Source organism: Stenotrophomonas sp. 93052_Sma (assembly GCF_056481145.1).
Window position 1 is genome coordinate 2,985,353 of sequence record NZ_CM151134.1, and the last position, 14,758, is coordinate 3,000,110.

At 63.2% G+C, this 14,758-nt stretch carries 13 protein-coding genes and 1 pseudogene; 2 read left to right on the forward strand and 12 right to left on the reverse strand.

The genetic code is table 11. From position 1 onward, the window contains the following. Nucleotides 1-56: 56 nt before the first annotated feature. The 11 genes and pseudogenes from ACZK2V_RS13980 to ACZK2V_RS14030 form a co-directional block, all read right to left on the reverse strand. Nucleotides 57-2,493, reverse strand: a pseudogene (locus tag ACZK2V_RS13980) (VirB4 family type IV secretion/conjugal transfer ATPase). A gap of 81 nt (nt 2,494-2,574) precedes the next feature. Further along, nucleotides 2,575-2,883, reverse strand: coding sequence for a VirB3 family type IV secretion system protein (locus ACZK2V_RS13985; protein WP_006374695.1), 309 nt, complete (start codon nt 2,881-2,883; stop codon nt 2,575-2,577). Beyond that, on the reverse strand, nt 2,876-3,286 hold the full coding sequence (locus ACZK2V_RS13990; protein ID WP_006374697.1) for a TrbC/VirB2 family protein: 411 nt from the start codon (nt 3,284-3,286) through the stop codon (nt 2,876-2,878). The genes ACZK2V_RS13985 and ACZK2V_RS13990 overlap by 8 nt, the downstream gene beginning before the upstream one ends. A 73-nt stretch (nt 3,287-3,359) precedes the next feature. Next, complete coding sequence (locus tag ACZK2V_RS13995) at nt 3,360-4,343, reverse strand: lytic transglycosylase domain-containing protein (RefSeq protein WP_486322514.1); 984 nt, start codon at nt 4,341-4,343, stop codon at nt 3,360-3,362. Between the two features lie 3 nt (nt 4,344-4,346). Next, entirely contained in the window at nt 4,347-5,390 is a 1,044-nt protein-coding gene (gene virB11 / locus ACZK2V_RS14000; protein ID WP_032129526.1) for a P-type DNA transfer ATPase VirB11, read from the reverse strand. Nucleotides 5,391-5,404: 14 nt separating this feature from the next. Beyond that, complete coding sequence (locus ACZK2V_RS14005) at nt 5,405-6,670, reverse strand: TrbI/VirB10 family protein (protein ID WP_032129527.1); 1,266 nt, start codon at nt 6,668-6,670, stop codon at nt 5,405-5,407. Next, a complete protein-coding gene (locus ACZK2V_RS14010; RefSeq protein WP_014037652.1) occupies nt 6,667-7,446 on the reverse strand; it encodes a TrbG/VirB9 family P-type conjugative transfer protein in 780 nt (259 codons plus the stop codon). Before ACZK2V_RS14010 ends, ACZK2V_RS14005 begins: the two co-directional genes overlap by 4 nt. Next, on the reverse strand, nt 7,443-8,513 hold the full coding sequence (locus tag ACZK2V_RS14015; protein WP_486322515.1) for a VirB8 family type IV secretion system protein: 1,071 nt from the start codon (nt 8,511-8,513) through the stop codon (nt 7,443-7,445). Before ACZK2V_RS14015 ends, ACZK2V_RS14010 begins: the two co-directional genes overlap by 4 nt. Before the next feature lie 89 nt (nt 8,514-8,602). Next, complete coding sequence (locus ACZK2V_RS14020) at nt 8,603-9,049, reverse strand: hypothetical protein (protein WP_049398230.1); 447 nt, start codon at nt 9,047-9,049, stop codon at nt 8,603-8,605. Nucleotides 9,050-9,476: 427 nt separating this feature from the next. Then, a complete protein-coding gene (locus ACZK2V_RS14025) occupies nt 9,477-11,156 on the reverse strand; it encodes a type IV secretory system conjugative DNA transfer family protein (protein WP_486322516.1) in 1,680 nt (559 codons plus the stop codon). Nucleotides 11,157-11,192: 36 nt separating this feature from the next. Then, nucleotides 11,193-11,450, reverse strand: coding sequence for a hypothetical protein (locus ACZK2V_RS14030; RefSeq protein WP_006374755.1), 258 nt, complete (start codon nt 11,448-11,450; stop codon nt 11,193-11,195). A gap of 235 nt (nt 11,451-11,685) precedes the next feature. Here ACZK2V_RS14030 and ACZK2V_RS14035 point away from each other — a divergent pair, with 235 nt between their 5' ends. Further along, on the forward strand, nt 11,686-12,897 hold the full coding sequence (locus ACZK2V_RS14035) for an MFS transporter (RefSeq protein ID WP_201116594.1): 1,212 nt from the start codon (nt 11,686-11,688) through the stop codon (nt 12,895-12,897). Between the two features lie 16 nt (nt 12,898-12,913). On the opposite strand, the gene ACZK2V_RS14040 is transcribed toward ACZK2V_RS14035, so the two are convergent. After that, nucleotides 12,914-13,393, reverse strand: a complete 480-nt coding sequence (locus tag ACZK2V_RS14040; RefSeq protein WP_049422464.1) for a MerR family transcriptional regulator — start codon at nt 13,391-13,393, stop codon at nt 12,914-12,916. 89 nt (nt 13,394-13,482) lie between these two features. Here ACZK2V_RS14040 and ACZK2V_RS14045 point away from each other — a divergent pair, with 89 nt between their 5' ends. Continuing rightward, a complete protein-coding gene (locus tag ACZK2V_RS14045; protein ID WP_486322517.1) occupies nt 13,483-14,721 on the forward strand; it encodes an NADH:flavin oxidoreductase/NADH oxidase family protein in 1,239 nt (412 codons plus the stop codon). The last annotated feature ends 37 nt before the right edge of the window (nt 14,722-14,758 follow it).

Consider the following 14,758-nt stretch of genomic DNA (forward strand, 5'->3'; position numbering starts at 1 on the left):
AAAACTCCTGTTGTTCTGATTGACGTCCACTTGCCTGTCTCCTGCTCGCACGGCCATCAGGCCGCGTCGGACCGGGGTTCCTTTCCCGACCCCTTCCGGTTCTTGTAGAAATCTTCCAGCCACTGCTCCGGGCTGAGCTCGTCTACAGTGACGCGATTGCGGACCGCGGCCGTCTGCAGGACCCGATGCATGACATCGATGTTGTCGGTCGAAGCCGAGATCACCGACAGGATGTCGTCCATGCCGCGCAGGTTGAGCTGGCACACGCTGGAGGCATGGCCCTGCTTGACCAGGAAGCAGCGCGAGCGCTCGTCCAGTGCAGTCACCACCCTGAACTCGGCCTCGGTCAGCTTCAGGCCGTCCATGTAGTCGCTCTTGCTGGCATTCGGGTTCGGCAGCAGGATCAGGGTAGCGGTCTGCTCGATCAGGGCGGCGGAGATATCGCTCTTCAGCGCATCTTCCGGGCTCTGCGTAGCGAAGATGCCGAGACCGTTCTGCTTACGGATGGTCTTCTGCTTGTTCTTCGCGAACTCCTTCAGGCCACCTTCGCCGTCCAGGATCTTCCAGAATTCGTCCATCACATAGATCAGCGGACGACCGTCGATCAGCGACTCCAAGCGGTGCAGCAGGTAATTGATCACCGGCACGCGCACTTCAGGATTGTCGATGATGTCGGTGTAGTCGAAGCCGATGATGTTGGCCTTGCTCAGGTCAACGGTATCGATCGGATTATCGAACACCCAGCCCAGCGAGTTGCCCGAGGTCCAGCGGCGCATGCGCGCGTAGAGGCCATCGTCGCCCATATTGGGCAGGCTCTTCTGGAAGTTGGTCATGCTGCGCAGGTGCATCGGCGTATCGAGCATGCTCTCCACCGCGCGGTAGATATCCTCTTCCTCACGGGCGCTGTACTCGCGCTTGCCGGCCAGCACCTTGATCAGGTCAGCCAGGAACTGCAGGTTGGCTTCGTTGTTCTCGCACTGGAACGGGTTGAAGCCGGTCGGTGCGCCGTTCTCCAGGGCCAGATAGTTGCCACCGCAGGCGCGCACGAAGATCTCCGCGCCGCGATCCTTGTCGAAGAAGAAGATGGTCGGCGACGGCTCGTACTTCTGCACCTGGCTGAGCAGGAAGTTGATCAGCGCGGTTTTACCGGTACCGGACTTGCCGATCACCATGGTATTGGCGATCGCCTTCTCACCCAGCGAATTCTCCGAGGGATGGGTCGCATGGAAATTGAAGTAGTACGGCTGGCCATTGGTGGTCTGCAGCGTGGTGACGCAGTCGCCCCACGGGTTGTTGTGCTGCTTGCCGGTGGCGAAGTTGTGCAGCGGCGACAGGCCCAGGAAGTTCAGCGAGCTGACATTGGCCAGGCGTGTGCGATAGCGCCAGTTGCCCGGCAGCTGCGAATAGAACGACGAGGTAACCGCCAGGTCTTCCTTGGTCGATACGAACCCGGCGTTGGACAGCTCGGCGCGGGTCGAGGCGACGTTCTGCGAAAGCTTGGCCTGCGTGTCGCCGTAGACCGCCATGATGAAGTGGTATTCACCCAGCACGAAGTTGCCCGACGACAGCTGATCCATGGCCTGGTCCAGCTCGACGATCTGGCTGACCGCCTTGTCGCCGGAGGAGATCATCATGCCCTTGGTGCGGTCGAGCACCTTCAGCGCGTCCTGGCGCCCCATCGGGCTGAACGAATGGGTGATGACGTATTCGTAGTCGAGGTACTTCAGGCCGTTGAGGATGCCCGGGTAAGTCCCCTCGGCATACTCCTTGATGTTCAGAATGGCGCCGTAGTGATTGGCACCGTTGGGAGTATTGATCGCAAAATCGCCGGTCTTGGCCGAGAACATGTGGCGACTGACCGGCAGGTAATCCTTGATCGGTGCCGACAGCACCGGCACCGGCTCGTCGATGCGATTGATCAGGTAACCGAACAGCTCCAGCGTTTCCGAGAACACCACGCCATTCTTGGCTTCGTACATACCCAGGCGATACGGCGCGTAGTCGCGGATCACGGCCTCGACGTTGCCGGCCAGTTCCATCAACTTCTCTACCGCCTGCTCCTGCTCGGCGCGCAGCTTCTCCACGTTCGCCGACTTTTCGACGAAGCGTTTGCCCGCCACCACCGGGCGATAGATCATGGTCAGGTACAGCTCGTTCTGCATGATGCGCTGCGAGGACAGCATGCCCATGTACTGGTCGGAAACGTCCTGGTTGAAGCGCTGCCTGTAGTTGCTCTTGCCCTTCAACGTGCGACGGCGACGGATGTCGTGCACCCAGAAGGCTACGTTGACAAAGTCAGGCGCGCAACGTCTGCAGCAGACGGTTGAACGTGTTGTGGCGATGCTCGAGCTCCCACTCCTCTCGGCCGACAAACGGCAGCCCTTCCAGATGCCAGGTCAGCAGGTAGTCGCCGCCCGTGGTCTTGACCACGTTCGGGGCGACATGCGACGACAACGGGATGAACTCACTGATGGAGGTGTCAGGGCTGAACATACGACTGCTTCCAAAGAGGTACTGCCAAGAAGTTTCAAGAGACCTGGCGGGCGCGGATGCCCGCCAGGCCGGATCCGGACCTCAATCCATTCGGGCCGGCTTGTTGCGGTAATGGTTGGGGTTGAGCACCCACATGCCATCGTGCTCCTGCACGTTGCGCACCTTCAGCTTGAACATCAGGCGCAGGCCCAGCAGACGGAAGATCATCTCGTCACGCTTGGCCATGTGCCGCATGATGAAGACCGCCACCGGAATGGTGAGCAGGAACCAGAAGTTCGTGTACATGCTGAGCAGCAACAGCCCGCCTGCCACCATGAAGAATGGCAGGTAGGGAACGCCCAGGAACATCGCTGGACGCGTGCAGCCGCGGAACACGACGTTCTTATGCACTGTAGTACTGGATCACGTGGTTGATCAGGTAGGAGGTGCTGGTGCCACCACCGCACTTGCCGTCGCTGCCATCACCCAGCAGCATGCGCGCGATCTGGCCTGCGGCGCCGATCAGCACGCCACCGATCAGGATCGGGGCGACGTCAGCGATGCGCTTGTGCGCGAAGGCGATCTGGTAACCAGCGAAGATCACCGCGATGGTGACCACGGCGATCGAGGCGATGTTCAGCAGGCCGTTGATGTTGTTGAAGAAGCTGCAGACCTTCTTGTCGGTGCCGCCAAAGTCGGTGGCGCCGTTGGCGAAGACTTGCGGGGCAAACAGTGCGCCGACGAACAGAGTGGCCATCAGCAGGGTCTTCAGCGTGCGCTGGGCCTGGACGAGGTCGAGATTGGATCGCTTCATGGATTGATTTCCTTGTTGATGGACTAACACAACTGAATCGACCAGCCGGGGGACTGGCCGTACCACGACTTCGTCAGAACACGAAGGCCGCATCCCCTGCGGGAATCTGCTGCACCGGTGCGGACTGTGCCGGTGCGTTATATGAACTGCCATTGCCGGCCACTGGCTGATTGCGCTCATTCCAGGGCCGCAACATCACAGGGCCCTCGTTGCTGCCACCTGCAGCACCTGGCAACTGCTGCGGCATGGCCATCGCCTGCGCCGGACCCTGCTGAGGCAGCTGCTGCGGCATGCCAGCGGCCTGTTGCTGCGGATACGCGGCCCCTTGGGTGGGCTGCGCCTGCGGCTGCATCATCCGATCCACCGAGCCCAGTACCACTTTGGAAAGCGCCTGGTCGGCGATGTTCAGCAGGCTGCCCCGCGCCATTGCACCGGTAGACGGATACACGACATACGCACGTGCCGGGTCTTCCGACGGCACGTACACCGGGCCACTCGCCTGCGCAACGATGCGCGCCTGCGCCGGCGAAGCGAGCTGCGGGTGATGCTCGACCTTCACGCTGCGGCGTTCGCCGCGACTCACCACGTCGATCGGTGCAACACCATTGCTGGCAAGCTGCTGCTCGCGGCGCATCGAGTCATAGACCTTCTGCACATAGCCATGGCGGAAGCCAGTCTCGAAATTGCCCGAGTAGTAGCAACTGAATGACTTGCCCCAGTCACCACCGGAGCGCTTGTAGCACTCGGCGAGGATCCGAGAACCCGCTTGCAGGTTCGGGCATTGCTGGAAAGCCTTCTCGTAGGAATCCAGACCGTACTTGCCGAGGTTATAGCGGTTGACCTGGGCTAGCCCGATGGAGAAGTTGTAGCCTTTCTCTTCCAGCATCCGAACCGTCGCCAGTGCCTCGTCCAGCGCCTTGGGCTGGCGCACCAGAGCGCCACCGACTACGCCGATGGCATAAGGGTTGCGTGACGATTCAACGTTGATGACGTGCTGCATCACGTCCATCGACACCGCCATCTCCGGGCACGCCATCATCTCCAGTCCTGGCAGCATCCTTCAGCCCTCCTGCCCCTGGGCACGCCCAGGATTGAAATCGATACCGGTGATGTAGCGCGAACCGGCGTGCGCCTTGATATGCACGACGATGTCGATGGTCATCATCAACAGTCGCTTGATCACGTTGAACTCCAGGCCCGAACCTTCGGTGGAGGCCTTCACCATGAGGGCCAACTGGTCCCAGGTCTGCTCCGGACTGCCTGCATGGCAGCTGGTGATCGAACCCGGGTGGCCCGATGCGCAGTTGCGGATGAAGTAGAACGCCTCGTCACCGCGCAGCTCGGCCAGGATGATGCGCTCGGGCTTCATGCGCAGGCAGGCTTCCATGCAGCTCTTGGCACTGACATTGCTGGTGCTCTGCCCACCCTTGGAGTACAGCAGGTGCACCACATTGGGTTGGGTCAGAAACAGCTCGCGCGCGTCCTCGATCGTGACCAGGCGTTCGTTGTCCGGAATATGATTGACCAGCGCTTTCATGAAGGTGGTCTTGCCGCTACCGGTCGCACCGGATACCACGATGTTCTTGCGGTACATCACCGCACGCCGGAAGAACTCGGCGTACTCGCGCTGCTGACGCAGCTCCAGCAGCTCGCGATCCTGCTCGCTGATGCTGCCATCGCTTTCCAGGATCTGGTTGAAGAACCCATCTTCGTGATACTGGCTGAGCGACTTGGTGTGCTTGGACGGCAGACGGATGGTGATCGACACCTTGCCTGCATCGCACGCCGGCGGAATCACGAACTGGGCACGCTGGCCGGTGGGAAACGTGAGCGAGACCACCGGATCGGCATCAGTGATGCGCTGGCCGGTGTTGCTCTCGTTCACCACCGCCGTGCAGAACTGCCGGGCCCGCTCGAAGGTCAGGCTCGGCACATCCACCCGCTGCCACCCCGCCCGGGTTTCCAGGTACAGCTCACCGGGACGGTTGATGCAGATTTCCGTCACTTCCGGGGAAGTCATGTACTCGGCGATGCCCAGCACTTCGTACTGATAGCGCAGGAAATCGCTGGAGACGAGGGCAAGGGGTGACACTTCAGCGTCCATGATCGTTCGTTGGGTTACCGGCGAGGATGCAGCACGCTCGTGAAGTCGACGTCCTTGGCGACGTACACATTCACGATGGTGCCTTGGTTGATGGTCACGGTCGGCGGGCGACGTTGGCTGAGCGACTCGTTGGCCAGGCGTTCCATGGTGCGCGCGGTGGCGCTCTCATAGGGCGACTGGATGGTCATGCCGTTGTTGGCCACCGTGGTGGTCTCCGGGCCATGTTCGGCGGCGGCATACTTGAACGCATCAGCCAGCAAGCTGATCATCAGCGCCGAGGCGATACGACTACCCCAGTGCGCGCTGTACTGGCCCGGATGACCGGCGCCACCCAGCTGATCCACGCCCGGGCTGGACATTGCCACGTCAATACCGTTCGGCGTGGTGATGCGGTCCCAGATCACTTCCACCCGCTTGCCGGTAGGACCACCACCATAGGCGCCATAGATCTTGGAGCCCTTCGGCAGCAGCAGATTGCGGCCGTTGATCGAGTACACCGGCTCTGTCACCAGGCACGAGGTGTAGCCCGCGATATCAGTGATGATGCGGGTTTCCAGTACACAGCGCAGATAGGTTCCTCGCACCAGCAGCGCATCGGGGCTGCGGATGTAGCTGGCATTGGACACGTCATCCACGTCGGGGCCACGACGCACGCGCGCTGGCGCTGCATTCTGCTGCCCGTTCATCTGCTGCAGCATTGCCCGCGTGTATTCGTCCATGCCCGCCTGCTGCGAGCGCTCCTCATCCTGTGAACTGCCATTGCCAACGAAACCGTCGGCACTGGCACCCATCCGACGTTCGGCAAGCGTCGGACCACGAGGGCCCGCGGAGCGATCTTCCAACGTCACTGGCGGCTCAGGGCGACTCGGCCCCAATGGAGGCGGCGGCAACATCGGAATCGGATCAACGGGCTGCATTGCCTGCGCCGGACCCGGATCGGTCTGGACAGCATCCGGCAGTGTTGGCGTGCTCGCGCGCGCAACATCCGGCACCTTCGGCGCATCGTCCTTGTCTTGGCCCTTGCGGAACAGCAGGAAGCCCATGGCAACAAGCAGCACCACGATACCGCCCAGGAACAGCAGCGCCTTGCGGTTCAATCGCTGCTCTTCAGCCGAGCGCAGCTGCGGCGCGGCCGCGTCCAGATCCGGTGCAGGCTCAGCCTGGGTCGTGCCGAAGTACGGATTCGTCTGCGCCTCCGGAGCAGCCTGTGCACCGTACGGACTCTGGCTCTCGTCGCGTCCGTTGTTCGGGTCGTTTCCGGGAGTGTTCTGCTGGCTCATTTCTTCACGTTCCTTCGCAGGCCGACGACGAAGTCGCCGTGGCGGATGACCAGGTACGGGTGCGTCCCGTGCACGATCAGCGTATTGCCTTCAACCGTGGTGTTGACCACGAAGTCTTCACCGTATTCCGTTTCGCGACCGAACACCGCCGGGAAGATGCCGGTCTTGTACTCCGGCGAATTCGGCAGTTTCAGGTAGGTGAAACGACCGTCGTCATAGGCGTTGACCGGGATCAGCCACCCCATCTTCTTCGCCTTGCTGGTCGAATAGGAGTAGTTGAAGTTGTACTGGCGGTCCTTGGCCAGTTCGGAGCTCAACAACGGCTTGGCCTCTTCCTCGACCGCTTCCTGGGCGACGCCGAACACGGTGTCGTTCGGATAGACGAAGGCGATCTTGTACTGCACGCCTGCACGGCGGGCCTGCTCCAGCTGGCGCCAGTCGGTGGCCACTACCTTCAGCTCGAAGATGTAGGAATGGGTCTCGGTGCGCACCATCATGTTGGTGTCGACGTCGACGTTCTTCGGCTTGAGATAGAACACGTTCTCGCGACGGGTCAGTTCCCAGCCGCTGCTGAAGCCGGTGCTGTAGTCGAGGATCTTCTCGTTCGGGCTCAACTCGATCTGGGTGGTCAGGCCCAGGCCGGTGCGAACCGGATAGATGCGGTCCTTCTCGTACTCGTAGTGGTCAACCGCCTGCGCCATCGCCGCTGCTGAGAACAGCAACGACAACATCGACAGCAGCGCCAGCGCGCTTCCCCTGATATTTCGACTACTCATCGGTTGCTTGCTCCATCAGCAGTTCCGGTGGAATTGTTCGGCGCCGGCCTCATGGCCGGCTGTCCGGGCACGGCCTGCCCCGGCATTGCTTGCCCCTGCACCGGCTGACCCGGCATGGGTTGACCCTGTACAGGCTGGCCCGGCATGGGTTGACCCTGTACAGGCTGGCCCGGCACCTGGCTGTTGGCCGGAACCGCGACCGGCTGGCCGGTAGCCGGGTCGATCATCGTGGCCGCGGCCGGATTGTTGGGATCGTAGACACCCTGCGCCTGCTGCGCGGCCTGCGCGGCCTGCTGCGCCTGCGCCTGCATGGCGCCGTCATCCGGCACCGGCACGCCACGCGAGTAATCGTTGTCGACGCGGTATTCGGTGACCTGGAACGCCAGCGGGTTGAGGATGCGATCCTGCTCGGACAGCGCCAGGTTCTGGTTGTAGCCGAAGCGCATCGTCACCAGCTGGTTGTCCAGGTAGGTGGCAACGCCAGTGCGCTTGTCCAGCAGGCTGCGCTGGATGCGCACCGAAGCGCCGCGGAAGCTGCCGTTCGCTTCGGCGCCCAGCGGCGTGATGCTGAGGATCTTGACCCGGATGGCACGCTCGCGGCCATACATCACGAACGGGTTCTGCGGGTTGTTGCCGGCATAGCGCACGCGCATGGACTGCGCCACCGGATCGGTGGACATCACGAACACCAGTTCCCAATCGCGCAGGCCCATCACCGCCGAGTCGTACGACTCGCGCGCCAGTACGTACTGGGCCACATTGCTGCGATTGATCGCTTCGCTGCTGGTAATCGTCTCGCCCTGGAAGGTCCCGCTCAGGCGTGCGACCGTCGCGGTACCCGTGTACGCATCGGCCATCACCAGGAACGGCACCTTCTCCTTCAGCGGCAGCATGTAGTAGTAGCCGCCCGCCAGTGCGAGCGACATCAGCAACGAGCCCGTGGCGACCCACCAGGCACGGCGTTCGCTGCGACGCGCCATGTCGGCCACGGTGATCTCGTAGCTGACCGCCTTGGCGACCGACTGCTCGACCTTGGGACTGTTGCCGGGATCCTTCTTGCGGAACATGGATTCTTCCGTACTGCTGAAACATCAATGGGCATGGAGCCCCTGCGACAGGCGCGGGGAGCGGCACGTTCGATGGTTTCGAGGTGGACTCAGGTGCCGCTGTTGGAATCAGCGCCCTGCGCCGACGCGGTGGGCGTCGAGCCAGCACTCTGCACAACGATCTGGTTGCCTACGATGGAGACGGAGATGCCTTGCGCCGAATACGCCGAAGTCAGATCGATCACGGCCTGCTGCGCATTGGTGGTGTCGATCTTCGAGACCGCGCCATACAGCGTGAAGTCCGAGCTGAGGCGGTAATCGAGCGTGCGTCCAGAATCCTTGGCCCAGCGCTCGAGCATGGCTTTGAGCGTGCCATCCATCGGCGAGGCCTGGTAGACGTAGCTGGAGTACAGCGGGATCTCGGTTGTGGCCGCGGCGAAGCGGTTGACCGGCTTCCAGCGGCCGCCGAAATCGGGGGCCGGCTTGGTGGCACACCCTGCCACCATCAGCGCCGCGACCGCGGCGATGGAGATTTTCGCGATAAACGCCTGATTCATACGGGCTTCACTTTGACGTACGAAAAAGCAGTCCCGAGCGTTGGTTCCCTGGCCGTCCGGCGCTGCATGGCGCACGCCGGAATCGGGGAGGCGCGCTGGCATGCAGCACACCTGCCCCGGCTCCCCTGCAGCCCGAAAGCTGCCAACCAGGTCGCGGGGCCGCCAGACGTTGCCGACGACACACCCGCACACCCTCACCAACGTCGAAACCATCCTTGTTTCCATGGCACAAACTCCTGGCCACCCTGCGTTACAACTTTTGCCATCCAGCACACACTTCTGGATGACGCACACAGAGTTACACAACCACGCGTCAATTCCATGTCAGACAAGTCTGAAAATCCATGAACAGATGCCGACTTTTTGACTCAGCTCACGGTTTCACGTCGGTGAATATGAATCTACGTCACAAATTTAGCGACGTGAATTAGACGTTAAGCATCGGAACGTCGACCTTCGGCAGCAGCCGCGATGTGAAATAGCGATCCTTGTAATAGCGGATCTTGTCGCACTTCACCGGATGCGGTATGCCCTCGTAGAGGAATACTTCCTTGTCCGGCCCCATCGCCTTCAGCTCCTGCGGCAGCATCAGTGCACGCCGCTCTTCGGTGAAGTTGTGGGTCTTCTCACGGGCATGGGTGACGTTCTTCTTGCGGACGGTGGTGTAGCCCAGCATGTCCGAGTAGTCGTTGGCGTCCTGCTGCTCGCGCGGCGCGTACAGGATCTGCAGTGCGTGGTTGGTGATGATCGTGCGTGACACTTCCCGGCCGTAGGTGGCATCAAGCTGGGACATGCTCTGGATGATCGGCAGCAGGCGGATGTTGTAACCGGCCATGTAGGACACCGCCGAGGCGATGATCTCGACCTTGCCGATCGAGGTGAATTCGTCCATCAACAGCAGGCACTGGTACTTCAGGTCCGGGTTGGACTTGGGCAGTTCCTTGGTGTTGAGGTTGATCAGCTGGCTGAAGAACAGGTTGATGATCAATCGGCTCTCGGCCAGCTTGTTGGGCTGGATGCCGATGTAGATGGTCATCTTCTTCTTGCGGACATCGGTCAGCAGGAAGTCGTTGCTGCTGGTGGCCTTGTCCAGCACCGGGTTGATCCAGGCGTTGAGCGGTTCCTTGAAGGTACCCAGGATCGAGGCGAAGGTCTCATCGGCCTGGGACAGCATGTTGGCAAACGCCGAGCGCGCGTTGGAACTGAGGAACGACCGCTCCGACAGGGCTTTGAGGTACTTCTTCAGATCGCTGCCGTCACCCGATGACAACCGGTAGACAGCGCCCAGGGTGGGCGTGCCCGAGCCGCCCGGGAAACCGCTGCTGCGCTCGTCATCCCAGTTCTCGAACAGATACAGGGTGAAGGCCATGAACGCATTGCGCGCCTGGCTGACCCAGAACTTCTGGTCCTCGGCACCATCCGGATACAGCATCGCGGCGATGCTCATCAGGTCCGAGACACGGAACGCCGGGTCATCGGACACATAGCTGAGCGGGTTCCAGCGGTGCGTGCGCCGATCTTCAGCGAAGGGATTGAACAGGTAGATCTCCTGCCCTTGGCTGGCACGCCAGCCACTGGTCAGGTCGAAGTTCTCCTGCTTGATGTCCAGCACCACCAGCGATTCGCCGTACTCCAGCAGGTTCGGGATGACGACGCCCACGCCCTTGCCTGAACGGGTGGGCGCTGCAAGGATCACGAACTGCTGGCCGTCCAGCCGCACCAGCTTGCCGCCATGGCTGCCAACCACGATGCTCTGGCCGGTCTTCTTGAACATGCCGTGCTTGGACAGGTCGGCGCCGGTGGCAAAGCGCGCGTCGCCGTGCAACGAGCGCTTGTCCTTCTTCAGCAGCAGCACCAGGCCGGTCACCAGCAGCACCAGCAGCGGCAGGCCGAAGCCGAGATAACCGGCCCACTTGATCTTGCCCACGAACGGCGCGACCTGCGGCTGGCCAATGGCGTGGTAATACTGGTAGTACGTGTTCCAGGTGAACAGCTTGGTGTCCAACCCCAGCAACAACAGGGTCAGGTAACCGGAAAACACGAAACCAAGCAGCAGAGTCGCCAGCGTGATGATGGCGATGAGCAGATACTTCGTACTGGGCAACACCCGGATCCTCCATGATGCGCACAAGGGCGCGACGGCCTAGCGGCGGCGCCAGCGCGACGCCTTCTTCCGCAGGTGGTTTTCGTTCTCCAGCCCGGGCTCTTCGCCCTCTTCACGCACCAGTGCCTGCAGGCGTTGGCGCGCTTCGGCCAGCGACATCAGGTCGGTCAGACGATCCCCATCGTCGGCGACGACCGCATGGCCGACCACATCGCCCGGAGCGTACACCGGCGCGTAGGACACCGCTACCAGCTGATAGCGGCCGCGCGTCTCCAGCACATGCCTGAATTCCTGCATCGACATCCTCCTTGTTCCAGCACTCCGCAGCCCCTGTGTTTCGCATCATGCCGACGTCCATGTCGTCATTACATGCAGGACGCCGACAACAATGCGCCGAACCTGCTTTCGTACCGAGCCTGTGCCCGGCTTGCCGCAACCCCACGGATCAAACGCTGATTTACCCTCAGCATGGCTGCTGCTGTTGCGGTGCAGCAGTACAATGCACGGCTCCCCGCCCCCATCGCGCCCCCGCATGAGCCCCAACTCTTCCCTGGCTGCGCGGCTGACGCCCCGTCAGCGCACCCTGATCATCCTTGCCCTGTCCCTGGGCGGCTTCGCCATCGGTACCAGCGAGTTCGCCAGCATGGGCCTGATGCTGGAGATCAGCCGTGGCCTGTCGATCTCCGAAACCCAGGTCGGCCACCTGATCAGCGCCTATGCCATCGGCGTGGTCGTCGGTGCGCCGATCCTCGCCTTCGTCGGCGCCAGCTTCCCGCGCCGCAAGCTGCTGCTGGCGCTGATGGGCTTCTATGCTGTCGGCAACCTGGCCAGCGCACTGGCACCGAACTACGGCACGATGCTGATCGCACGTTTCGTTGCCGGCCTGCCGCATGGCGCCTACTTCGGCGTGGCGATGCTGGTGGCCGCCGCAATCAGTCCGGCCGGCCAGCGCGGCCAGGCGATGTCGCGCGTACTGCTGGGCCTGTCGATCGCGATCCTGGTCGGCAATCCGCTGACCACCTGGCTGGGCCAGCAGCTGAGCTGGCGCACCGCCTTTGCCCTGGTCAGCGTGCTGGCCATCGCCACCGTGGCGATGATCGCGCGCTTCCTGCTGCCGGACCCGGACGAGGTGCGCACCTCGCCGATGCGCGAACTGCGTGCCTTCAACACCCCCCAGGTGTGGCTGGCGCTGGCGATCGGCGCGGTCGGTTTCGCCGGCATGTTCTGCGTGTTCACTTACCTCGCGCCGACGCTGGTGCAGGTCACCGGCGTGGCCGAATCGTGGATGCCACTGGCCGTGGGCGTGTTCGGCATCGGCGCGATCATCGGCAACATCGCCGGTGGCTGGCTGGTCGACAAGTTCCACTTCAAGGCCGCTGCGGTGGTGCTGCTGTGGTCGATCGTGATGCTGCTGCTGTATCCGCTGGCCGCGCAATCGGTGTGGACCATCGGCCCGATGATCATCACCGTCGGCACCATGGGTGCGCTGGCGGCAGTGCTGCAGACGCGCCTGATGGACGTGGCCGGCGAAGCCCAGACCCTGGCTGCCGCCTCCAACCATGCCGCCTTCAATACCGCCAACGCGCTCGGCCCGTGGCTGGGCGGCATGGCGATCAGCGCCGGCTTCAGCCCGGCCAGCACTGGCTATGTGGGCGCGGCCACCGCCATCGGCGGCCTGCTGCTGTGGTGCGTGGCGGTGATGCTGGACAAGAAGCGCAAGGCCGCCGTAGCCGGCAGCCACTGAACATCGCGCCGGATCGTCAGTCGCGGCCCATGCGGCGGCGGCGATCCGGTCGCAGCATCGCCACATCGCCGGCCGCCAGCGTCGGCCGCGCCAGCTCACCACGCTTCACCCGGTCCAGCACCCGCCGCGAGTTGGCCGCGCAATCAATGCCCTCCGGCCGCGCCTGGATATCTTCGATCAGGGCCAGCAGGTGCGCACGGCTCTCTGCCAGCCGCAGCTGCAGCGCCTCGATGTCGGCCACCTTCTGCTGCAGCATCGTGATCAGTGCCTCGTGCTGCCACTGGCCCATGTCCGGCGGCAACAGCGCGCGGATCTCTTCCAGGCTGAAACCGGCGCGCTGCGCACCGGTGATCAGTTCCAGCAGCAGCACCGCCTGCTCCGGATAATCGCGGTAGCCGTTGGCCTGGCGCTGGACCACCAGCAACCCGGCCTCTTCGTAGAAGCGGATGCGCGACGCTGCCAGGCCCGTGCGGCGGGCCAGCTCACCGATCTTCATCTGCCTGAATCCTCGACATGGAAGCCTGTTGACCTTCAATCAAACTTGAAGGTTAGCGTAGCCCCATTCCCCTGTCCTGGAGCTGTCCGATGTCGCTGTTCTCGCCCCTGGCACTGCCCTCCGGTGCCGTCATCCGCAACCGCATCGCCAAGGCGGCGATGGAGGAAAACATGGCCGACGCTGACCACGCTCCGTCCGAAGCGCTGCTGCAGTTGTACCAGCGCTGGGCCGACGGCGGCGCCGGACTGATCATCACCGGCAACGTGATGGTCGATGGGCGCGCCATGACTGGGCCCGGCGGCGTGGTACTGGAGGATGACCGCCACCTCGACCGCTTCACTGCCTGGGCGGACACTGCCCGCTCGCGGGGTGCGCAGATGTGGATGCAGATCAATCACCCGGGGCGGCAGATGCCGGCCGCACTCGGTCAACCCGCGCTCGCGCCTTCGGCCGTTGCATTGCAGATGGGCGCGCTGTCCAAGCAGTTCGCGCCGCCGAAGGCGATGACCGAGGACGACATCGACTCGGTGATCGCGCGCTTCATCCGCAGTGCCGAACTGGCCGAGCGTGCCGGTTTCAGTGGGGTGGAGATCCATGCCGCGCACGGCTACCTGCTCAGCCAGTTCCTGTCGCCGTTGTCGAACCGGCGCGAGGACCAGTGGGGTGGCGGCCTGGAAAACCGTGCGCGCCTGCTGCTGGAGATCGTGCAGGGTGTACGCGCGGCGGTAGCGCCCACGTTCGTGGTGGCGGTGAAGCTCAACTCCGCCGATTTCCAGCGCGGCGGTTTCTCGCCCGAGGACGCACGCGAAGTGGTGGAGATGCTGGCCCCCCTCGGCGTGGATCTGGTCGAACTGTCCGGCGGCAGCTATGAAGCACCGGCCATGACCGGCGCCGCACGCGACGATCGCAGCGTGGCCCGCGAAGCGTACTTCCTCGAATTCGCACGCGAGATCGCCACGGTGGCAACGATGCCGTTGATGGTCACCGGCGGCATCCGCCGCCGCGAGGTGGCAGAACAGGTACTGGCCAGCGGCGTGGCCATGGTCGGCATCGCCACCGCACTGGCGATCGAGCCGGATCTGCCACAGCACTGGCAGCAGGGCCGCGACCCGGTGCCGACGCTGCGCAACATCAACTGGCGCAGCAAGCCGCTGGCGGCCAGCGCGCACATGGCGGCAGTGAAGTATCAGCTGGGCCGGCTGAGCCGGCGCCACCCCACCGCACCTACGGTTTCACCGGCGTGGGCACTGCTGCTGGCACAGGCGGCCGCAAAGTGTCGGACCCGCCGCTACCGGCGCTGGATCAGCGCCCGCGCCATCGCACATTGAGCCGCGCGGTCTTCTCATCGCCGCAGCGATGCTCCAC

Bases quoted from the DNA above. Each gene is read 5' to 3' on its own strand.
- ACZK2V_RS13990 (WP_006374697.1), bottom strand. From the start codon at position 3,286: ATGAAGCGATCCAATCTCGACCTCGTCCAGGCCCAGCGCACGCTGAAG.
- ACZK2V_RS13995 (WP_486322514.1), bottom strand. From the start codon at position 4,343: ATGCTGCCAGGACTGGAGATGATGGCGTGCCCGGAGATGGCGGTGTCG.
- virB11 (WP_032129526.1), bottom strand. From the start codon at position 5,390: ATGGACGCTGAAGTGTCACCCCTTGCCCTCGTCTCCAGCGATTTCCTG.
- ACZK2V_RS14005 (WP_032129527.1), bottom strand. From the start codon at position 6,670: ATGAGCCAGCAGAACACTCCCGGAAACGACCCGAACAACGGACGCGAC.
- ACZK2V_RS14010 (WP_014037652.1), bottom strand. From the start codon at position 7,446: ATGAGTAGTCGAAATATCAGGGGAAGCGCGCTGGCGCTGCTGTCGATG.
- ACZK2V_RS14015 (WP_486322515.1), bottom strand. From the start codon at position 8,513: ATGTTCCGCAAGAAGGATCCCGGCAACAGTCCCAAGGTCGAGCAGTCG.
- ACZK2V_RS14020 (WP_049398230.1), bottom strand. From the start codon at position 9,049: ATGAATCAGGCGTTTATCGCGAAAATCTCCATCGCCGCGGTCGCGGCG.
- ACZK2V_RS14030 (WP_006374755.1), bottom strand. From the start codon at position 11,450: ATGCAGGAATTCAGGCATGTGCTGGAGACGCGCGGCCGCTATCAGCTG.
- ACZK2V_RS14035 (WP_201116594.1), top strand. From the start codon at position 11,686: ATGAGCCCCAACTCTTCCCTGGCTGCGCGGCTGACGCCCCGTCAGCGC.
- ACZK2V_RS14040 (WP_049422464.1), bottom strand. From the start codon at position 13,393: ATGAAGATCGGTGAGCTGGCCCGCCGCACGGGCCTGGCAGCGTCGCGC.
- ACZK2V_RS14045 (WP_486322517.1), top strand. From the start codon at position 13,483: ATGTCGCTGTTCTCGCCCCTGGCACTGCCCTCCGGTGCCGTCATCCGC.